The organism is Nonomuraea helvata, assembly GCF_039535785.1.
In the GTDB taxonomy this organism is placed as follows: Bacteria; Actinomycetota; Actinomycetes; order Streptosporangiales; family Streptosporangiaceae; genus Nonomuraea; species Nonomuraea helvata.
The window spans coordinates 264,558-283,955 of the sequence record NZ_BAAAXV010000009.1; the positions used below are offsets into that span (position 1 = coordinate 264,558).

The window sequence follows — 19,398 nt, forward strand, 5'->3', positions numbered from 1 at the left end:
ACGTGCGCCCAGTGGGAGCCCCTACTTTCAAGATCATCCCGGGTGGCAGGGGCGGTCAGGGCAGGGCCATCCAGACATTGATCCGCAGGGTGAAGGTACTGTCCGGCGCGTCCACGAGCGAGCGCTCGTCCTGGCGGGTGACCAGTGCCAGCACCTGAGACGCCGGCCCGTACGGCGAGACCTGGTCCGCCTCGGCGGCCAGGACGACAGGGACGCGGCCCGTGGCGCGCACGCGCTCGATCAGGCGGCGCACCCGCCACTCAGGGGCGACGCTCAAGCTCTTCTCCCGAGCCACCTCCGCGGCCGGGCGGCCGCACATGCCGCGCACGAGCTGGGTGAACCGGTCGCCGGTGACCCGCTCGACGATCAGCACCGACGCGTTGGGCGGGATCTTGGCGCACATCGCCGCCACGGCCGCCGCCTCCCCCCGCTCGACCGGGGTGAACGCGGTGCCGATCGAGGTGACGGTCGGCGGCACGAGAACGGCCAGCACCGCGAGCACCATCCCCCAGCGCGGGAGCCGGGGGCCGGACAGCCACTTGGGGCCGCGCCGTACCGCGAGGTCGCGTAGCCAGGGCTGGTCGCGCAGCCAGGCCAGCCCGTACGTGGCCAGCAGGATCATCCCGGGGATCACGACGGGGACGAGGCGGCGGGCGGCCCACGGATGGTCGGGGGTGATCTCGGGGCGCAGCAGCGTGGTGACGGTGGTCCAGCCGATGACCGCGAGCGGCGGCAGCCACTCGAACGGCCGGCCGTCCCGCAGGAGCCTGCGTACCAGCACCGCCGCCGCGAGCGTGGCCAGCACCACCACGGGCAGGCCGACGTACCAGATCACCCAGTGCAGGGAGTTCTCGAAGTAGAGCCGCGTGCCGTCGACGGGCAGCCGGTAGATCTCCTGGGTCTGCCTGATCATCAGCTCCGTGCGCCGGTCCTCCAACGTCGTGGGGATCCGGGTGACGGTCTGCAGCCACGGGCGGACGTACAGGCCGATCATGAGGAGCACCACCAGCCCGGCGCCGGCCGCCGGGGCCCACCTCGGCAGGCGGATCCTGGCGAGCAGCGGGGCGGCGGCCGTGCCGACCAGGGTGAGCAGGAGGACGGCGGCGCAGATGAACAGCAGCGGCCTGACCGAGCTCGACAGGTACGACAGGTAGGGCCGGGCGAGCAGGTACGCCGCGAGCATCCCGGTGCCGGCGCCCACGACGAGCCCGGCCAGCAGCGGCGGCCCCAGCGCCCCCTGCGGCCTGGCGAAGCGCCGCATCGCGATCAGCAATCCCGCGAACGCCAGCACCGGCAGCACGTCACGCAGCCCGTCCACCCTGACCAGCACGGCCAGCCCGAACACCAGCCCGGCCAGCAGCCCCCGCACCCAGCCCGACCAGCCGGGCCTGAGCCTGCCGTTCGAGGACTCGCCGTTCGAGGACTCGCCGGTCACCCGCGCGAGCGCGTCGTAGATCAGCGCCAGCCCGCCGAACAGCAGGATCAGCGAGGGGATCTCGCTGAACGTGGTCCGTGAGGTGTAGAGGACCGGCAGGCTCACCGCGAAGACGGCCGACGCCAGTACGGCCCAGCGCGCTCCCGCGAGCCGGGCCACCACCCCGCCCACCACGAGCACGGCCAGCCCGCCCAGCACCGCCGGGACCGCGAACGGCACCCCCAGCCAGTCGCCCACCGCGAACAGCATCGGCGGCCCCGGCATGAACTGCGGCACCACCGCCCCGTTCACCTCGTAGAACCCGACGCTCTCGAAGATCAGCGCGGGATCGGCCCCGCCGAACGCCGCGGCCTGCGTCGGGACGGGCAGCGAGCCGTGGCCCGCGATCCAGGCCGCGTACTGCGCGTACGTCGCCGGATCCCGCCGGACGATGACCTGCTCGGCATGCATGACCACGTTGAAGACGCCCGACGCCACGGCCACCGCCACGACCCCTGCGACCTGCCGCCACGTGGCCTGGACGACCGTGCCCAGCCGTCGCGTGCCGGCCCAGCACAGCAGGGCGGCGGCGGACAGCCCGGCCAGCCCGGCCGGCAGCGGCGCGAACCAGCCGAGCAGCAGCAGCGGCAGCCCCGCCAGCAGCCAGCCGGCCACGGCGAGCGCGGGCGCCACCGAGAGCAGGGCGAGGACCCGTCCGGGTCGATCGAGTTCCATCGGTGAGCGAGCGTATCCAACCTGGGAGGCCACTTCGACGAACGCGGCGGGTGCGGCGCCAATGGCACGGGGCTCGCGGAATCGCGGGTAGCGTACATGTGCCGGAAAGAGACGCGGGAGGACAGGCGGGGTGATGGCGGAGGCTCGCGCCGATGAGCCCGCGAAGACCGGCCGCGGCAGGCGCCGCGCGCCGCGCGACCCGTCCCGCCGGAGCGGCAGAGGGCTTCGGGGCAGGCTCGCCCCGCTCAAGGATCCGTCCTGGTGGAAGCGGCACCGGTGGTTCCTGGGTGTTCTCGCCCTCGGCGCCGTCCTGCGGGCGCTGGCGATGCTGGGCTACCGCCCGGCCCTGTGGTTCCCCGACTCCTACACCTACATCGTCACCGTCTTCAAGCCGATCCCCGACCGGGTCAGGCCGGCCGGCTACCCGATGTTCATGAAGCTGCTGGAGCCGTTCCACAGCTTCGGGGTGGTCACCGCCGCGCAGCACCTGCTCGGCCTGGCCGTCGGCGTGCTGATCTACCGGACCGCGAGACGGGCGCCCCGGTGGGCGGCGACGCTGGCCACGGTGCCGGTGCTGCTCGACGGGTACCAGATCGAGCTGGAGCACCTGCTCGTCTCCGACACGCTCTTCATGTTCCTGGTCGTGGTGGCGTCGGCGCTGTGCGTGACGGAGCGGCGGGCCACGGTGGTCGCCATCGGGCTGCTGCTGGCCGCCGCCACCCTGACCAGGACCATCGGCCAGCCCCTCATCGTGCTGTTCGCCGCGTGGTTCGTCCTGCGCGGGCGGGTGCGGCTCGCCGGGGTGCTGCTCGCGGCCGCGCTGGTGCCCGTGGTCGCGTACGGCGGCTGGTTCTACGCCACCTACCAGCGCGTCGGCCTCGTGGGCGCGAACGGCGTCTTCCTGTACGCCCGGACGATGGCGTTCGCCGACTGCGCCAAGATGGACCCGCCGCCCGACCTGAGGGTCCTGTGCGACCCGCGGCCACCGGAGCGGCGCCCGCCGTCCCAGGAGTACATCTGGGCCAAGGACTCCCCTCTCGTGGAGCTGCCCGGGATCACGTTCACGAAGAAGAACGACGACCTGGCGGGCAGGTTCGCGACGCTGGCGATCAGGAGTCAGCCGGTCGACTACGCCGCCTCGGTGCTGACCGAGCTGGGGCGCACCTTCACCTGGAGCCGTCCGGTCTATCCCGATCCCGAGATCTACGGCTACTACCAGTTCCCGGTGAAGGAGCCCGGGCCACCTGGCCGCTATCCCGCACAGGTCGGTGCCGATTATGCAAAGCTCTACGAACAGGGTGCGATCGGTACAAAGATCGTCGAGCCCTACGCCGGATGGCTGAGGGCCTACCAGAGCGTGGCGCGGCTGCCCGGCCTGGTGCTGCTGGGGGCCCTGCTGGTGCCCCTTGTGGCGGCCGTCACGCGCAGGCGTCGGCCAAGGCGCCCCCCGGCCTGGCTGGTGCCCTGGTCGGCGGCGGTCGTGCTGCTGGTCACACCGGCCGTGGCGGCGGAGTTCGACTATCGGTACGTGTTGCCGGCCGTACCCCTGGCCTGTTTGGCGGCGGCCCTGAGCATCAGGCCTGACGTGCTAAGACAGTCCGGAGGCGATAAGGAGTTTGGCGATGATATTCCACCCAATGTCCAGCTCTGAGTATGCTTTGCCGCGGAAACTTCAGGCCCGGGTCACGGTCGTCCCCCACGGTCATGACACCTGGTACGCCGTACGTGACCTCGTCTCGTGGCGCGAGGCGACGAAGCCAGCGCGTCAGGCGCAAGAAGCGAGGCTAGGGGACGTATGACTGACTACAGGAGCGTGCCCGTAGTCGACACCGGGCAGGGCTACAGGGGTGCCCCCACCCAGCCCGGCAGCAGGATGGCACGCAGAGCGGCCGCTTCCGCGCCGCCTCCGCCACCGCCCGACGACCGGTCGGCGCGCGGTCACCGCGGCGGTGGCGGCGGCGGCGGTGGCCAGAACAAGATGCGGATCCTCGCCTGGGTCAGCATCGGCCTCACCACGGTCATGGTGGCCGGCGCGCTGACCGGCTACACGGTCTATCGCGACGCCCTCGGCAACATCAACAAGAAGAGCGTCAACAGCGACATCCTCAACCCGAGGCCGCCGGAGACCGGAGCGCTCAACGTCCTGCTCGTGGGCTCCGACACCCGCGCGGGCAAGGGCAACGCGAAGTACGGCCAGCAGCTCGCCAGGACGGCCGACGCCGGCGGCAAGCGCACCGACACGATCATCCTCATGCACCTCTCCCCCGGCCGGGACAAAGCACGCCTGATCAGCTTCCCGCGCGACTCGATGGTGCAGATCCCCAAGTGCAAGAACGAGACCACCAAGCAGGAGATGCCCCCGCGCCGAGACATGATCAACTCGGCGTACAACTCCGGTGGCATCGCCTGCACGATCTCCACGATCGAGACCCTCACCGGCATCCGCGTCAACCACTTCGTCGAGGTCGACTTCAGCGGCTTCAAGAACATCGTGGACGCGCTCGGCGGCATCGAGATCTGCCTGAAGTCGGGCGTCAACGACAAGAACTCCCACTTGGTCCTGCCACCGGGCAAGAGCCTGCTCAACGGCGAGAAGGCCCTGGGGTACGTGCGCCTGCGCCACTACGGTGACGGCAGCGACATCCAGCGCATCAAGCGGCAGCAGATCTTCCTGAGCAAGGTCGTCGCCAAGGCCACCAGCAGCGAGCTGCTCACCGACGTCGGCAAGCTCACGGACTTCATCGCGGCCGCGGGCAAGTCGGTCACCATGGACCCCGAGCTGGCCAACGACACCGAGCAGCTCATCAACATCGCGATGAGCGCCAAGCAGCTGACGGCGGGGGGCGTCAAGTTCACGACGATCCCGTGGGGGCCCGACCCCGAGGACAAGAACCGCGTGGTCTGGAGACAGCCCGACGCCAACGAGCTGTTCACCTCGATCAAGACCGACACCGAGGTCGCCACCCCGGCGCCGTCCGCGAGCGCCGGCACAGACGCCAAGCCGAAGGTCACGATCAAGCCCGAGCAGGTGAAGGTCCAGGTGCTCAACGGCACCAAGACCGTGGGCAAGGGGCGCGAGGTCGCCGACCAGCTCGCCAAGGAGGGCTTCAACGTCGTCGGCCTGGGCAACTACGAGGCCGCGGGCGGCCAGAGCCTGGCCAAGACCGAGATCCACTACGCCAAGACCATCGAGACGGCCCCCGACCACGCGAGCACGCTGGCCGGAGCCGTCGTGCCCAAGCCCGCTCCGGCGGCGGGCAAGGTCACGGTCACCAACCCTCAGCCGTACACCGCCGCGGCCCCGCCCGCGACCGCCGCACCCAAGGGCACTCCGGTGATGCAGCTCGTCGTGGGTGAGGACTTCGAGTCGGTCAAGGTGACCAAGCTGCCCGACAGCGTCAACAACAGCACCATCACCGCGTCCGAGCAGAAGAACGCCTGCACCTGACCTCCAAGTTCCCTGTGGAATCGGGTGTTCTCCGTCCGCGCGAGGGACAGGACCCGCGCGGGCGGGATAGTCTGTTGCGGGTCGGCGACGCAGCGCGACACGGTGCCGAGAGGCATCCGCTGATCGTGTTGACGTCGTGTTCCCCGGCCCCGAGAGCGAAGCTGAGCGACTTCCCCTGTGTCTGACACCAGATTCTCCCCATCGGTCACGACTCCGCGGACTCCCGAGGAGGACGCCGGCGGCCCCGCCCAGACGGGGGCCCGCTGGCCACTGCCGGAGGAGGCGTTCTGGAGCGAGGCCGCCGACCCGCACGGGGTCGCGCCAGGGGAGCTCACCGAGCCTCAGCCCGTGGTGAAGGCCCCTGCGAAGAGCCCGGCGAAGGGCCCAGAGGAGGCCCCTTCGAAGGGCGCGGTGGAGGGCTCTGCGAAGACCTCTTCGAAGGGCGCGGTGAAGGACGACGCGCGGGCGACGGTCACGAAGGAGCGACCCCAGCCGCGGACGACGACGGATGACCGGCCCCAGCAGCAGCCCGAGCCGAAGCTCGAGGCCGAGCCGCCCAGGCGCAAGCGCGACCCGTTCCTCGACAACGTCAAGTTCGTCCTGATCGCCCTGGTGCCGATCGGCCACGCGCTGGTGCCGACGCTCGCGGCCGGCTCCAACCGGGCCCTCTACATCTTCATCTACACGTTCCACATGCCGCTGTTCGTGCTCATCAGCGGCTACCTGTCCAGAAACTTCTGGAACTCCAACGCGAAGACCAACAAGCTGGTCGACACGTTCCTCATCCCGTACGTGATCGTCGAGGTCGGCTACGCCATCCTCCGTACCTCGGTGGGCCAGAAGTGGAGCCTGACGATCATCGACCCGGCCTGGCTCAACTGGTATCTGCTGGCGCTGCTGTTCTGGCGGCTGTCCACGCCGGTGTGGAAGCGGATGAAGTTCCCCGTGCCGGTGGCGATCGCGATCTACCTGTTCGCCGGGTTCTCGCAGATCTCGGGCGACTTCAGCATGGACCGCTTCTTCGGCCTCGTTCCGTTCTTCGTGATCGGCCTGGTGATGCAGCCCGAGCACTTCGAGATGCTCAACCGGCGCTGGATCAAGATCCTGGCGGCCCTCACCGTCCTCGGCGCGGCGGCGGTGGCGATCTACATCGCGCCGAAGGCGCCGCTCGACCCGTTCTACTTCAAGGCCAGCTACCAGGACCTCCACCTGTCGTGGTACATGGGGCTCGCCCTGCGCAGCGGCCTGCTGGTGTGCTCGCTGGCCATGTGCTTCGCCGTGCTGGCGCTGGTGCCCAGGGGTGAGACGTGGTTCTCCGACCTCGGCACCCGCACGCTCTACTGCTACCTGCTCCACGGCATCCCCGTGCTGGTCGCCAAGGAGATGGGCTGGCTCGACTTCCCGTGGCTGTTCGGACCGCTGGGAGCGCTGGCGATCGCTTCGAGCTGCTTCGCGCTGGCGATCGTGCTGTGCCTGCCCGAGACCCGTACGATCTTCAAGTGGGTGCTGGAGCCCCGCCTGACCTGGCTCTATCGTCGCCCCTCACGAAGTTAAGCGACCGTTTCACCCGTATTTACGCCTTTGACCTGGTGGGCGCGGAGCATCGACGCATGCGCGTATGTGTCGCCACGACCGTCCATCATCCCGAGGACGCCCGGATCATGCACCGGCAGATCAGGGCGCTGCTCGACGCGGGCCACGAGGTCACCTACGTCGCGCCGTTCACGTACTTCAACGTGACCCCCGCCATGGGGCTCACCGCGATCGACGTGGCGCGGCACGCCTCGTACGGCAGGGCGCGTACGGCGCTCAGACGCGGCGTGAAGGACGCGGACCTGCTGATCGTCCACGAGCACCGGCTGCTGCGCGTGCTGCCCTACAAGCGCCCTCCGGTGGTCTGGGACGTGCGCGAGCAGGTGGCCCCCAAGCAGCTCGTCAGGGCCGGAAGACGCCACCAGGTGATCACTCCCGCGGTGGTGCCCGAGGCGACCCTGGTGTCGACCAGCCCGCCTCCTCCCGGCGACACCAGGGTCGTGCACATCGGCCGTCTCTCGGCCGAGCGCGGCGTCTCGGAGCTGATCGGGCTGGCCGAACGGCTGATCCCGCACGGCGTCAGGCTCGACCTCATCGGCGCCGCCGCCCGCGAGGTCCGTCCGCTCCTGCGTGACGCGCAGCGGGTGGGGCTGCTCGACTGGTTCGGGTACGTGCCCAACCGGCACGCGCTGCGGATGGCCGAGGGGGCGCTGGCCGGTCTCTCGCTGGCCGACGACACGGTGCTGACGCTGCCCACCAAGATCATGGACTACATGGGGCGCGGGCTGCCGGTGATCACGACGCCCCAGGGCTCCGCGCTGGTCGAGGCCACCGGGTGCGGGCTCGTGGTGCCGCTGGACGTGGACGCGGTGCTGAACGCCGTACTGGATCTGAAGGAGGACCCGGCACGGCGGGCCCGGCTCGGCGCGCTGGGTCACACGGAGGCGCGCCTGCGCCACCACTGGCCGGACCACGCGGCCGCCTTCGTACGCCGCGCCGAGTCCTGGGCCGGCCTCCCCGCCCACGCCCTGGCCGTCTGATCCCTCCACGCCCTGGCGGAGACGCGCCGGCCACCGCACCACGGAAGGACATCGGGGGCGGCAATGGCGACAGGACCGACGGGTTGATGTACTGGGAAGCATGGCAACGCATCTCATCCAGGGCCGCACCGTGGCCATGCCGGTGCGGGTGCGGGACGCGGAGGTCTGCAGCGCCTTCTACGCGGTACGCGCCGACGCCGCCAGGGCGGTGATCGCGTACTCCGGGCTCGACGTGGCCGAGATCCTGCCCGGCAAGGCCGTCTGCGTGCTGCTGTTCGTGGACTACCGAGACGGCGACCTCGATCCCTATCACGAGTTCGGCATGGCGTTCCTGGTGCGCCCTCCAGGCGTCTCAGGGACCGGAGGGCTGAGGGATCTGCGGCAGGCCGGGGTGTTCGTGCACTGGCTGCCGGTGGACCAGTCGTTCACGCTGGAGGCCGGGCGGACGCTGTGGGGGTTCCCGAAGGAGCTGGCGGACATCGAGCTGCGGCTCGGCTCGCCGTACAAACGGTGCATCCTTCGCAAGGACGGCAGGCTCGTGCTGGACATCCTGATCAAGGCGGGCGTGCCCGCGCCGGGCGCCACGGTCATGGCGCCGCTGGACGCCTACACCCACCGTGACGGGATCACGCGGCGTGTCCCCTGGTCCGTACGTGCCCGCGGGGCCAAGGTGCGCCCCGGCGGCGCGCTGATCCGCCTGGGCAACCATCCCATCGCCAAGGAGCTGAGCGAGCTGGGGCTGCCCAAGCGGGCGATGTTCACCAGCACGGTCACGCGGGCCGCGATGTCCTTCGGGGAAGCCGTCGAGGTCTGAGCCGGGCAACCGGTGTCAGACGATCGGCGGGCGGCCGAGCTTGACCATGCGCCAGGCGGTGCGCCACGCCATGGGCCGCCGCTCCCCCGCCGGGGTGCGCAGCCCCTCGAAGAACCCGGCGAACCACGACTTGATCGCCTCACCCGAGCGGCGCTCGCGCACGAGGGTGAGCACGACCCAGTTGGTCAGGTAGAGGAACGCCAGCGGCCACGGCAGGTTGCGCCGCGCCAGCCAGACCCGGTTGCGCGCGTTGAGCCGGTAGAACTCGGCGTGCCGCGTCGGCGGGACCTGCGGGTGGTACATCACCGTCTCGGCGTCGTACTCGATGCGGTAGCCCTCGCCCAGGAGCCGCCAGGCCAGGTCGGTCTCCTCATGGGCGTAGAAGAACCGCTCGGGCAGGCCGCCCACCTGGAGGAACGCCGACCGCCTGATGGCCGAGGCGCCGCCGAGGAACGTCGTGACCGGCGAGGAGCGCTGCGGGTCGCCCGCCCGCAGGCGCGGGACGTGGCGCCGCTGGCCGATGCCGCCGTCGGGGTCCATCACCCGGAAGGAGATCACCGCGAGGTCCGGCTCGGTGGCGAAGCGGTCGCGCACGTGCGCGACGACCTTCTGGCTGGCATACCAGCCGTCGTCGTCGAGGAACAGCACGACGTCTCCCGAGCACTCCTCCACGCCCCGGTTACGGCCCGCGGGAATGCCCGTGTTCTGGTCGAGCCGGATCGATTTCACGACCGCGGCCGACCCCTCGGGTGGCGTCGCCGACAGCTCGGGCACGTCGGCGCCGTTGCCCACGATCACCACCTCGACGTCGCCGTCGATCTGGTTGAGCGCGGACTCGACTGCCCGGTTCAGCTCCGCGACCCGGTTGCCCATGGTGAGGATGACGCACGAGATCTTCAACGAATCACTGTCCTGACGCGTTGAGAACACGAGCGGAGCATTCTTTCATGATCACCGAGTCTGCTGGTCTGCATGTAATGGAAAGGCTGGGGCTAAGCGTATCGGAACCGACAGTGAACCCCCACCGAACGGCGGACGTCCGATCAATACGACGGACGAGGACCTCTTCCGGTTCCGACATGAGATCACGCCAGCCGCTTCGAGGCGAGGATGCTTACCAAATGCAGGACAACCTGTAGGCAGGCCGCGACGAAACAGGCGACGACCAGCACCCGCGTCGCCGTCAGGCCGTCGGTGAACGGGTCGATCACCGCGGCCGCCAGCGCGAGCAGGGACAGCTCGATCGGCTGCACGATCCGGTGGAACTTCGTCGCGGACAGCACCCGCCTGCCCAGCCCCAGCAGCCCGGAGCGGAACTGTCCCACCGACGCCTCGGTGGAGGACTGGAGACCGCCCTTGGCCCGCGCCACCTCCACCAGGTCGGTCTCGGCCTTGATGAGGATCGCGCCGAGCGCGCCGGCGAGGCCCAGCACGGTGTACCAGTCGGGCAGGACGGCCGAGGCCCGCCAGCCCAGGCCGACGAGCACCGCGGCCTCGGCGAAGTAGGCGCCGACACGGTCGAGGTAGACGCCGACGAGCGAGGTCTGCCCCGTCCAGCGGGCCAGCTCGCCGTCGGAGCAGTCGAGCAGCAGGTAGATCTGGATCAGCAGGGCGGCGGCCACGGCGGCCCACAGCCCCGGCAGGGCGAGCACGACGCCGCCGGCGATCCCGGCCACCGTCATCACCCAGGTGAGCTGGTTGGGCGTGACGGACGTCTTGGTCATCAGCCAGGTGACGTAGATGGACAGCTGGCGCATGTAGAGCACGCCTGCCCAGTGCTCGCCGTTCCTGCGCTCGAGGTGGCCGGCGGGCTGGGCGACCCGCCGCAGCTCAGCTACCGAAGGCCCGGACATAGTCCCCCACCCGATCGTGGATCTCGGAGTCCTGCATGCGCAGGTGCTCCAGGATCGTGTAGCGGCCGGGACGGGTGCTCGGGGCCAGGGCGACGGCCTCGGCGAACTGCTGGACCGTCAGCCCGATGTCGGCGGGCACGACGGGCAGCTCGTGCCTGCGCAGGCAGTCGGCGACCTGCGCGACCCGGGCCTCGTCCTCCCGCAGGAAATAGCAGAAGGCGGCGCCGATGCCGGCGAGCTCGCCGTGGTTGGAGGTGCCGGGGAAGAGCTGATCCACGGCATGCATGATCTCATGGTCTCCGCCGCTGGCGGGCCGGGACGAGCCCGCGACCACCATCGACATGCCGGACAGGATGAGAGACTCGGCCAGCACGGTCAGGAACGCGTCGGACTCGATGGAGTCCGTACGCCCGATGAGCGCCTCGGCGGCCGTGCGGGCCATCGAGCAGGCCAGCCCGTCGATGGGCTCGCCGCGCTCGGTGTTGCCGAGCTGCCAGTCCTCGATGGCCGACAGGTTGCTCACCACGTCGCCCACGCCCGCCCTGACCAGCGACTCCGGCGCGTTGTGGACGAAGTCGAGGTCGACCAGGATGGCCAGCGGCATCGGCACGCCGAACGACCCCTTGCCGCCCTCGTACACCAAGGAGGCCGTGGGCGAGCAGATGCCGTCGTGGGAGAGGTTGGTGGCCACCGCGACCATCGGGATGCCGGCGAGCGAGGCCGCGTACTTGGTCACGTCGATGGTCTTGCCGCCGCCGACGCCCACCACGACTTCGTAGGCGGCCTTGCGCAGGTCGGCGCCGAGCGAGACGGCCGCGTCGACCGTGCCGTCGGCCACCCGGAACACCTCGGCCTCGCCCAGCGTGGGCGCGATCAGGCTCTCGATGTGGTCACCCTGCCCGGGGCCGACGGCCACGGCGACCCGGCCCGAGGTCGCCACGCGGCTGTCGGCCAGCAGGGCGCCGAGCTCGGCCACGGCGCCCCGCCTGACCTGCATGGTCAGCGGCGCCGGCAGCATCCTCGCTAGAAGCGGCATGCGCGCCCCCTCAGTAGCGAACGGCTATGGTGCGAGCCTTCGCCAGGTCGTCGTGGTTGTCCACCTCGACCCAGTCGACCTCGCCGATGGGCGCGGTGTGGATCACTTCACCGCGCTCGACCATCTCCTGGTAGCCGTCCTCGTAGTAGAGCTGGGGGTCGCGCTCGAAAGTGGCCTTCAGCGCGTCGGCCAGCCGCTCGGCGGCGCCGGGCCTGATGAGGGTGGCGCCGATGTACTCGCCGTACGCCTCGGACGGGTCCATCAGCTTGGTGATGCGCCGCAGCGAGCCCTCGGGCGAGAGCGTGACCTTCATCTCCTCGTCGGCGAGCTTCTTCACGTTGTCGACGGCCAGCAGGATGTCGCTCGTCTCGGGAGCGGACAGCAGCGTCTTCTCGACCGAGACCGGGTGCACGGTGTCACCGTTGACCAGCAGCGCGCCCTGGGAGAAGTAGTCGCGGGCGCACCACAGGGAGTAGGCGTTGTTCCACTCCTCGGCCTTGTCGTTGTGGACGAGGGTGAGCTTGACGCCGTGCCGGCGCTCCAGGGCCTCCTTGCGCTCGTGGACGGCCTGCGCCGCGTAACCGACGACGACCACGACCTCCCGCAGGTCCACCTCGGCGAGGTTGCGCAGCGAGATGTCCATGATCGTGGTTTCGCCGTCGACCGGCACGAGCGCCTTGGGCAGCGTGTCGGTGTACGGCCGCAGGCGTCGTCCGGCTCCAGCGGCCAGAACCATTCCCAGCAACGTGCACTCCTAGGTAGAGCATGACTTCGTGGGTCCAAAGAGTATTCGTCTTTAGACCCTCTGCGGGTAATCCGGGGTTAGTCTTGCGTTCCCGCATCGGCCGCTTCCACCCCGGACCGGGGCGCGGCCAGCCAGCATGTCAGGCTCTCCCAGCCGAAAAGCGCCCACAGGTAGAGCGCGAGCAGCACGTAGCCGGCGGCCAGCCAGCCGGACAGGGCGATCAGTGAGACCGCCATCATCCGCCCGTCCCAGCCGAGGCCGAACGTGGCCAGCCACGGCGGCGGGTAGATCCGCTGCCGGAGCCGGTAAACAAGATCATAATGGTGGAACGCCAGTGCGCCGAGCAGGAGGAAGATCAGCACGGGGTGCAGCCCGTGCGCGAACCCGCACGCCGCGACGAAGGTGTACTCGATGACCCGCAGGATCGGCGGCACGAGCCAGTCGAACCTGCCGTCGTGCGCGTGCGTGCTCCCCGGCCCGGCCAGCAGCAGCGTCACCGCGGGCGCGAACACCGCGAGCCCGTCCGTGCCCGCCACGCCCAGCATCAGCAGCACCGCGGTCACGAACGTGCCCGCGATCACCGGCGGCAGCGGCGGGAGCTGCCCGGCCACGAGCAGTCCCATGGCGCGCGAAAGCGGTCCGTCGTCGCGGTAGGCCACGACCGTGCCGCTGGGAACGGGTGTCATGTGGGTGGATGTCACCGTGCCGACCTCGCGATCCGCCCGCCGAGCTGGTAGAGGGCCGCCACGCCGCCCCAGCAGAGCAGCGACAGGAACGTGACCCTGGCGCTCCAGATCGCGGCGGTGATCGCGATCAGTGCCGTGCGCTCGCCGATCGGCAGCGCGATCATCTTCTTGAGCCAGCGGACGACCGTGTCGCGCTCCATCCGCTGGGCCAGCCGGAGCACGCCCTTGGCATGACCGCCGTCGGCCGACTCCAGCAGGGAACGCGCGGGACGGCCCCACAGCGCCCCCACGCGGCCCGCGTCGGCGACGGCCCCCGCGTACGTGACGTCGATGGTGTGCCGGACCACCTGGAGGATCATGGCGGCCACGGCGAGGCGCCAGATCTCGTCGCCGCCGAAGCCGATGGCCAGGCCGACGTAGACGACGTACTCCTTCGCCCTGTCGGCCATGCCGTCGGCCCAGGCGCCGAGCGGCGAGAACGTACGCGTGTAGCGGGCGAGCTGCCCGTCGAGGCAGTCGAGCGCGAACGACAGGTAGAACAGCAGCGCCCCCGCCAGCCGGCCGCCCTGCGTGCCCGCCGAGAACCACACGGCGGCCAGCCCGGCCAGCCCGATCGAGGCGCCGGTGACGGTGTTGGGGGCGACCTTGATCAGCACCGCCGGCTTGATCAGGTGGCGCGTCCAGGTGGAGACGAAGAAGGTCGCGAAGAAGCCGTCGTTCTCCTTGATCGACAGGTCGAGCCTGACCCTGGCCTCGTCCACCTCGGCCAGCCTGGTGACGGCGGCGTCTGCGGCGTTCTGGCCGGCCACCCGGTCGGCGTGCAGCGGCCCGAGCCCGGCCGCCCGCACCGCCACGCCCGACCTGACCAGCCCGACCAGCAGCAGATCGACCGCCTCGACGGGGGTGACCGGGCCCAGCTTGCCCGTGTCGGCCAGCTCGGCCAGCTCCTCCGCGATGTCGGCCAGCGCGGCCAGGTCGGACTCGCCCGCCTGGAGCACGCCTCTGAACGTGGCGTTCGCCTCGGGGACGACGTGGAAGGAGCTGCCCGCGGCGACGATCTCGCCGCCTTCCACGCGTACGGGGGGCCGCATGGGCGCCGCTGCCGCCTCGTAGGAGACCAGGGCCGCGCTGTCGCGGGCGGGGTGGTCGAGCAGGAGCGCCAGCGCCTCGGTGTGGGCCACAAGGTCGGCGGGGAGCACGGCCACGGTGCCGGCCGAGATGCGGGCGATCTTGGCGATGCCGCGGAGGTCGGCCGCGAGGCCGCCGCCGGGGGTCACCACCTGGATCTCGCGGACGGGCAGCGTGGCGAGCTGGTCCGTGACGCGGTCGAGCAGCGTGCCGTCGGCACAGGAGAGCTTGCATGCCGGGGTCGTCGCGAGCAGGACGACCGACGTGGCCGTGCTCTCGCGGGTCAATGAGTCAGGCAAAGCGCAGGTCTCCTCCCGGTCGCACGGGAGCCGCGTGGCTTGGGGGTGCGTAGCCACAGCGTAGCCACAGGGCACGCCGATATCACGGAACGAGACCGTTGCGCCTGCCGGTAAAAGTGCGCGCCTGCGGGGCTGAGCCTTCAGGAAGCGCGCGCGAGCCGGCCGACGCCGCCGAACAAGGAGGTGGTGCGGGGCGACCCGTCATCCTCCGGGTGCCAGTCGCACGGGCGCACCAGACCGGGTTCGACGAGCTCGTAGCCGTCGAAAAGGCGGAGGATCTCCTTTTCCTCCCTGAGCACGAGGGGCACCGTCGCGCCGGCGAACCCGGCGTACCACCCTTGCTGTTCCTTCTCCGACATCCCATCGGTGGTCAGGTGGGAGATCGCCACGTACGAACCCGGCGCCTGCCGTTCGCGGAAGGCCGCCACGATCCGGGAGGGGTCCTCGGCCGGGGTGACGAAGTGGAACACCGCGACGAACAGCACCGCGATCGGCTCGCTGAAGTCGAGGAACCCATTGACCTGGGCGTTGTCCAGGATGTTCTCGGGCTCGCGCATGTCCGCGGTGACGATCTTGGTGGAGTTGTCGGCCAGCAGCGCCCTGCCGTGCACGGCGACGATCGGATCGACGTCGACGTAGACGACCCGCGAGCCCGGGTCGGCCTCCTTGGCGATCTGGTGGGTGTTGCGGGCGGTCGGCAGCCCCGAGCCGACATCGAGGAACTGGCGGATGCCGCACTCCTGCGACAGGTACCGCACCGCGCGCCCGAGGAAGCGGCGGTTCTCCAGCGCGGTGGAGCGCACCCGGTTCTCGCCGATGACCTGGTACAGCTTCGCGTTGGCCGCCCGATCCACCTCGAAGTGGTCCTTGCCGCCGAGCGCTTCGTCGTACATGCGCGCGGCCGTTGGCACACCTAACGGGATGTTCGGGGCGTTTTCCGTCGTCATGCGACCTCCTCGGCGCGTCCGGACATATCCAAGATCACGATAGCAAACCGGGCAGCGCTCGGTGGGCTTTGTCCGGCCGACCTGGCTTACGCTGCCGATATGGATTCACGGTTGCGGTCGGTCGGGGTGCTTCTCGCGGGCGGCGTGGGGCAGCGGATCGGGCTGGGCAGGCCCAAGCAGCTCATCGAGGTCGCGGGAAAGACGATCATCGAGCACTCGCTGGCGGTGTTCCAGGAGGCGCCGGAGATCGACGAGATCGTGGTGCTGATGACGCCGGGCTACGCGGACCGGATCCGCGAGATCGTGGCCAAGGGCGGATACGACAAGGTCGGCAAGGTCGTGGACGGGGGCGCGAGCCGTACCGAGAGCACGTGGCTGGCCCTTCAGGCGCTGGGCGCCGAGGAGTGCAACGTGCTGCTGCACGACGCCGTACGCCCCCTCCTGGAGCCCCGGATCATCACCGAGTGCGTCAAGGCGCTGGAGACGCATCGGGCCGTCAACGTGGCGATCCCGAGCTCCGACACGGTCCTGGTGGCCGTTCCGGCGCCCGACGGCGAGGTGATCGGCGAGGTGCTGGACCGTTCGGTGCTGCGGCGCAGCCAGACGCCGCAGTGCTTCCGCCTCTCGGTGATCCGCGAGGCGTACGAGCGGGCGCTCGCCGACCCCGGCTTCGCCTCCCGGCCGGCCACCGACGACTGCGGCGTGGTGCTGCGCTACCTGCCCGACGTGCCGATCCACCTCGTGCCGGGCAGCGAGCAGAACATCAAGGTCACCCACCCCGCCGACCTGCGGATCGCCGAGCTGCTCTTCCAGCTCGCCGCAACTCCGTCGATCTCCGACTTGCCCTGATACGTCGCAGACGTTCTCGTGAACGGCGCTTGACCTGCCGATTGCTACCGTGCGAACACATGAGGAGACTCATCGCGATCGCGGCCCTGCTCGGCGGCTACCTCGTGCTGCTGGTGGCGGCCCTCTGGCCGGCGCCGGCGGTGTTCGGGGCGGTCGCCGCGCTCTCCTACGTCATGGAGTACGTGACCGCGCGCGCGGCCAGGCCGCTGCCCGAGCTGCTCGGCAGGGTGCATCTGGGGACCACGCTGCGCTTCGCGGCCAGGGAGACGATGGCGCTGCTGCTGGTGGCGCGGACCGCGGGGGTGGACTCGCCGTGGTTCATGGCGCTGGCGGCCGGGATGTTCGCGATCCACGTGGTGCGCGCCGGGCACACCGGGCTGGCCCTGCGGCTCAAGGGGATGCTCAGCAGGATGCCGGTGACCACCCGCAACCTCGACGTCTCGGCGCTGCGCATCCCGAAGATGCCGCCCCCGTACCTGCGTGACAGCCGTAGCGTGCCCTTCCTCTACCTGGACGCCCTGCCCGTGCTCGGCGCGGCCGCAGGCGTCGGACCCGCCACGATCGGCGCCGTCCTGGCGCTCGCGCTGGGCGCCGCGGGGGCGCTGGCGCTCATCCCGTACGTGCGGCGCGCCACCCCCCTCACCGACCGGGCCAAAGTCCTGACGGTCGTCGGCGAGCAGGTCGAGAGGTACCGCCCCGAGGTCATCCTGTACTTCTCCGGCGCCACCGCGGCCGCCTACCAGGCCAGGATGTGGCTGCCCACGCTCGAGCGCATCGGCCGGCGCGCCATCGTCGTGCTGCGCGAGCGCGGCATGGCCGGCCACCTCGAATCGACCACGCTGCCGATGGTGTGCATCCCGTCGGCGGCCGACCTGATGAGTTTCCGCGCCCTGTCCAGCGCCAAGCTCTGCCTGTACGTCGCCAACGTCGGCAGGAACGTCCACATGCTGCGCATCCCGCACCTGCGCAGCGCGTTCCTCAACCACGGCGACAGCGACAAGGAGGCCTCGTTCAACCCGTTCTCGCGGGTGTACGACGAGGTGTGGGTGGCCGGGCCCGCGGGCCGCGACCGCTACCGCCGGGCCAAGGTGGGCGTCAGGGACGAGAACGTCCACGAGGTCGGCCGGCCGCAGCTCGAAGGCATCTCGACGCGGGGGCCCGAGCTGCCGTACCGCACCGTCCTGTACGCCCCCACCTGGGAGGGCTGGAACGACGACCTGTTCCACACCTCGCTGATCACCATGGGCCCGCGCATCGTGCGGGCGCTGCTCGACCACCGGCCGCGGCTGCGCGTGATCTACAAGCCGCACCCGCTGACCGGCCACCGCGACAAGCGCGCGACCCGCGCGCACAAGAAGATCGTGACCATGATCGAGGCGGCCGAGCTGGCCAAGTCGAAGGCCAGGCACCCTTCGCAGGCGTCCGGGGAGACGCCGCGGATCGAGCATCTGATCGTCACCGGGCCGGAGCCGCACCTGTACGACTGCTTCAACCAGTGCGACCTGCTGATCAGCGACATCTCCAGCGTCGTGGCCGACTTCCTGGCCAGCGAGAAGCCGTACGCGGTGACGAACGTCTCGGGCCTGCCCGAGCAGGCCTTCCACGAGCGCTATCCGAGCACCGAGGCGGGCGTGCTGCTCGGGACGGACCTGGCCGGGCTCGCGGACCTCCTCGACGGGGAGGACACGCTCGCCCGTGCCAGGGTCAAGCTGAGGACCTATCTGCTCGGACCGGAGACCCCGGACGCGCTGACCCGCTTCGACGCGGCGATCGAACGGGTCTTCGGGGAATCATGAGCCGGGCGGCCTGGCCAGCTTCTTCGGACTCGTGAGGAAGCCCCAGCCCCAGGAGCAGTGCATGGTCGCGTACACGACGGGCAGCCGCAGCAGCGCCGCCCCGGGCAGCCCGGAGCCGGTGAGCACCGAGCCCGCCGCTATGGCGACCGCGTAGCCCCCCGGGATGACGAGCGACCAGGGGAAGAACGGCGAGACGACCAGCCCCAGCAGCATGGCCAGCACCGCGGCGGGCGGCGCGAGGTAGCGCAGGTTGATCGTGCCCTCATGGGTGCGCGAGACCACCCGCCGCCACCGGCCGTAGTGGAAGTACTGCTTGGCCAGCGCCTTGGCGTTGGGCCGGGGCCGGTAGGAGACCCGCATGCGCGGCTGGAACCAGACCAGGCCGCCGCTCTGGCGGATGCGGTGGTTCATCTCCCAGTCCTGGGCACGCTGGAAGTGCTCGTCGTAGCCGCCCACCCGGTCAAGCGCCGAGCGTCGGAAGACGCCGAGGTAGACGGTGTCGGCGGGGCCGGGCGTGCCACCCACGTGGAAGGCGGCGGCGCCCACGCCGATCTTGGAAGTCATGGCGCAGGCGACGGCCTGCTCGAACGGCGTGACGCCCTCGGCCGCCATGATGCCGCCGACGTTGTCGGCGCCCGTCTCCTCCAGCGTCTCGACCGCGACGCGCAGGTAGTCGGGTGGCAGCATGGCATGGCCGTCGACCCTGGCGATGATGCCGTTGCGCGAGGCGGCGATGGCGGCATTCAGCGCGTTGGGGGTGCGGCCGGTCGGGTTGGGGACCACGGTCACCCGGGGATCGGCCGCCGCGATGGCGTCGGCGACCTCCTGGGTGCGGTCTTGGGACGGACCCACGGCGAGCACGACTTCGATCTCACCTGGGTAGCTCTGGGCGAGGACCTGGTCGACGGCCTCGCGGAGGTGCCGCTCCTCGTTGAGGACCGGCATGATGACGGAAATGGGGGGCCAGGCACGCGTCTCCGCGGGGGCCTGCGGCGAGTCGGGGAACTGCTTCATGGCGGGGCTCACGCTACTGTACGACCAGGGGAGGAGGGCAATCGAAAGCCCGATCCTCCGG

The 19,398-nt window shown here is 70.5% G+C and carries 16 protein-coding genes; 7 read left to right on the forward strand and 9 right to left on the reverse strand.

What is annotated here, in order from left to right:
• Positions 1-55: 55 nt before the first annotated feature.
• Positions 56-2,149, reverse strand: coding sequence for a hypothetical protein (locus ABD830_RS33780; RefSeq protein WP_344996731.1), 2,094 nt, complete (start codon positions 2,147-2,149; stop codon positions 56-58).
• A 133-nt stretch (positions 2,150-2,282) separates the two neighbouring features.
• On the opposite strand from ABD830_RS33780, the gene ABD830_RS33785 reads away from it, so the two are divergent.
• The 5 genes from ABD830_RS33785 to ABD830_RS33805 all read left to right on the forward strand — a co-directional run bounded on the left by ABD830_RS33785 (position 2,283) and on the right by ABD830_RS33805 (position 8,984).
• The gene (locus ABD830_RS33785; protein WP_344996734.1) at positions 2,283-3,800 is read left to right on the forward strand and encodes a hypothetical protein; all 1,518 of its coding nucleotides are present in this window, start codon (positions 2,283-2,285) and stop codon (positions 3,798-3,800) included.
• A 144-nt stretch (positions 3,801-3,944) separates the two neighbouring features.
• Positions 3,945-5,597: an LCP family protein gene (locus ABD830_RS33790; protein ID WP_344996737.1), complete on the forward strand. Its 1,653-nt coding sequence runs from the start codon at positions 3,945-3,947 to the stop codon at positions 5,595-5,597.
• A gap of 177 nt (positions 5,598-5,774) precedes the next feature.
• Positions 5,775-7,151, forward strand: coding sequence for an acyltransferase family protein (locus tag ABD830_RS33795; RefSeq protein ID WP_344996740.1), 1,377 nt, complete (start codon positions 5,775-5,777; stop codon positions 7,149-7,151).
• A gap of 56 nt (positions 7,152-7,207) precedes the next feature.
• Positions 7,208-8,170, forward strand: a complete 963-nt coding sequence (locus tag ABD830_RS33800) for a glycosyltransferase (protein WP_344996743.1) — start codon at positions 7,208-7,210, stop codon at positions 8,168-8,170.
• Between the two features lie 100 nt (positions 8,171-8,270).
• The gene (locus ABD830_RS33805) at positions 8,271-8,984 is read left to right on the forward strand and encodes an acetoacetate decarboxylase family protein (RefSeq protein WP_344996746.1); all 714 of its coding nucleotides are present in this window, start codon (positions 8,271-8,273) and stop codon (positions 8,982-8,984) included.
• 15 nt (positions 8,985-8,999) lie between these two features.
• Here ABD830_RS33805 and ABD830_RS33810 read toward each other — a convergent pair whose 3' ends face one another.
• From ABD830_RS33810 to ABD830_RS33840, 7 genes are all read right to left on the reverse strand, one after another.
• Positions 9,000-9,884 carry a glycosyltransferase family 2 protein gene (locus ABD830_RS33810; RefSeq protein ID WP_344996749.1) on the reverse strand — a complete coding sequence of 295 codons (885 nt, stop codon included), beginning with the start codon at positions 9,882-9,884 and terminating at the stop codon, positions 9,000-9,002.
• 185 nt (positions 9,885-10,069) lie between these two features.
• Positions 10,070-10,837 carry a CDP-alcohol phosphatidyltransferase family protein gene (locus ABD830_RS33815; RefSeq protein WP_344996752.1) on the reverse strand — a complete coding sequence of 256 codons (768 nt, stop codon included), beginning with the start codon at positions 10,835-10,837 and terminating at the stop codon, positions 10,070-10,072.
• Entirely contained in the window at positions 10,815-11,855 is a 1,041-nt protein-coding gene (locus tag ABD830_RS33820; RefSeq protein WP_345002192.1) for an iron-containing alcohol dehydrogenase family protein, read from the reverse strand. The genes ABD830_RS33815 and ABD830_RS33820 overlap by 23 nt, the downstream gene beginning before the upstream one ends.
• 28 nt (positions 11,856-11,883) lie before the next feature.
• On the reverse strand, positions 11,884-12,618 hold the full coding sequence (locus tag ABD830_RS33825; RefSeq protein ID WP_344996755.1) for a phosphocholine cytidylyltransferase family protein: 735 nt from the start codon (positions 12,616-12,618) through the stop codon (positions 11,884-11,886).
• Between the two features lie 77 nt (positions 12,619-12,695).
• A complete protein-coding gene (locus ABD830_RS33830) occupies positions 12,696-13,304 on the reverse strand; it encodes a DUF5941 domain-containing protein (protein ID WP_344996758.1) in 609 nt (202 codons plus the stop codon).
• An 11-nt stretch (positions 13,305-13,315) separates the two neighbouring features.
• Entirely contained in the window at positions 13,316-14,731 is a 1,416-nt protein-coding gene (locus ABD830_RS33835; protein WP_344996761.1) for a CDP-alcohol phosphatidyltransferase family protein, read from the reverse strand.
• 140 nt (positions 14,732-14,871) lie between these two features.
• Entirely contained in the window at positions 14,872-15,678 is an 807-nt protein-coding gene (locus ABD830_RS33840; RefSeq protein ID WP_344996764.1) for an SAM-dependent methyltransferase, read from the reverse strand.
• A 99-nt stretch (positions 15,679-15,777) separates the two neighbouring features.
• Between ABD830_RS33840 and ABD830_RS33845 the strand changes: the two genes are divergently transcribed.
• Together ABD830_RS33845 and ABD830_RS33850 are read left to right on the forward strand one after the other, a co-directional pair.
• On the forward strand, positions 15,778-16,527 hold the full coding sequence (locus ABD830_RS33845) for an IspD/TarI family cytidylyltransferase (RefSeq protein WP_344996767.1): 750 nt from the start codon (positions 15,778-15,780) through the stop codon (positions 16,525-16,527).
• Between the two features lie 59 nt (positions 16,528-16,586).
• On the forward strand, positions 16,587-18,323 hold the full coding sequence (locus ABD830_RS33850) for a CDP-glycerol glycerophosphotransferase family protein (RefSeq protein WP_344996770.1): 1,737 nt from the start codon (positions 16,587-16,589) through the stop codon (positions 18,321-18,323).
• On the opposite strand, the gene ABD830_RS33855 is transcribed toward ABD830_RS33850, so the two are convergent.
• Complete coding sequence (locus ABD830_RS33855) at positions 18,318-19,337, reverse strand: glycosyltransferase family 2 protein (RefSeq protein WP_344996773.1); 1,020 nt, start codon at positions 19,335-19,337, stop codon at positions 18,318-18,320. The genes ABD830_RS33850 and ABD830_RS33855 overlap by 6 nt on opposite strands.
• Positions 19,338-19,398: the final 61 nt, after the last annotated feature.

Coding starts and splice junctions, on each gene's coding strand:
- ABD830_RS33780 (WP_344996731.1), bottom strand. CDS start 2,149: ATGGAACTCGATCGACCCGGACGGGTCCTCGCCCTGCTCTCGGTGGCG.
- ABD830_RS33845 (WP_344996767.1), top strand. CDS start 15,778: ATGGATTCACGGTTGCGGTCGGTCGGGGTGCTTCTCGCGGGCGGCGTG.
- ABD830_RS33790 (WP_344996737.1), top strand. CDS start 3,945: ATGACTGACTACAGGAGCGTGCCCGTAGTCGACACCGGGCAGGGCTAC.
- ABD830_RS33800 (WP_344996743.1), top strand. CDS start 7,208: ATGCGCGTATGTGTCGCCACGACCGTCCATCATCCCGAGGACGCCCGG.
- ABD830_RS33840 (WP_344996764.1), bottom strand. CDS start 15,678: ATGACGACGGAAAACGCCCCGAACATCCCGTTAGGTGTGCCAACGGCC.
- ABD830_RS33830 (WP_344996758.1), bottom strand. CDS start 13,304: ATGACACCCGTTCCCAGCGGCACGGTCGTGGCCTACCGCGACGACGGA.
- ABD830_RS33785 (WP_344996734.1), top strand. CDS start 2,283: ATGGCGGAGGCTCGCGCCGATGAGCCCGCGAAGACCGGCCGCGGCAGG.
- ABD830_RS33855 (WP_344996773.1), bottom strand. CDS start 19,337: ATGAAGCAGTTCCCCGACTCGCCGCAGGCCCCCGCGGAGACGCGTGCC.
- ABD830_RS33805 (WP_344996746.1), top strand. CDS start 8,271: ATGGCAACGCATCTCATCCAGGGCCGCACCGTGGCCATGCCGGTGCGG.
- ABD830_RS33815 (WP_344996752.1), bottom strand. CDS start 10,837: ATGTCCGGGCCTTCGGTAGCTGAGCTGCGGCGGGTCGCCCAGCCCGCC.
- ABD830_RS33820 (WP_345002192.1), bottom strand. CDS start 11,855: ATGCTGCCGGCGCCGCTGACCATGCAGGTCAGGCGGGGCGCCGTGGCC.
- ABD830_RS33850 (WP_344996770.1), top strand. CDS start 16,587: ATGAGGAGACTCATCGCGATCGCGGCCCTGCTCGGCGGCTACCTCGTG.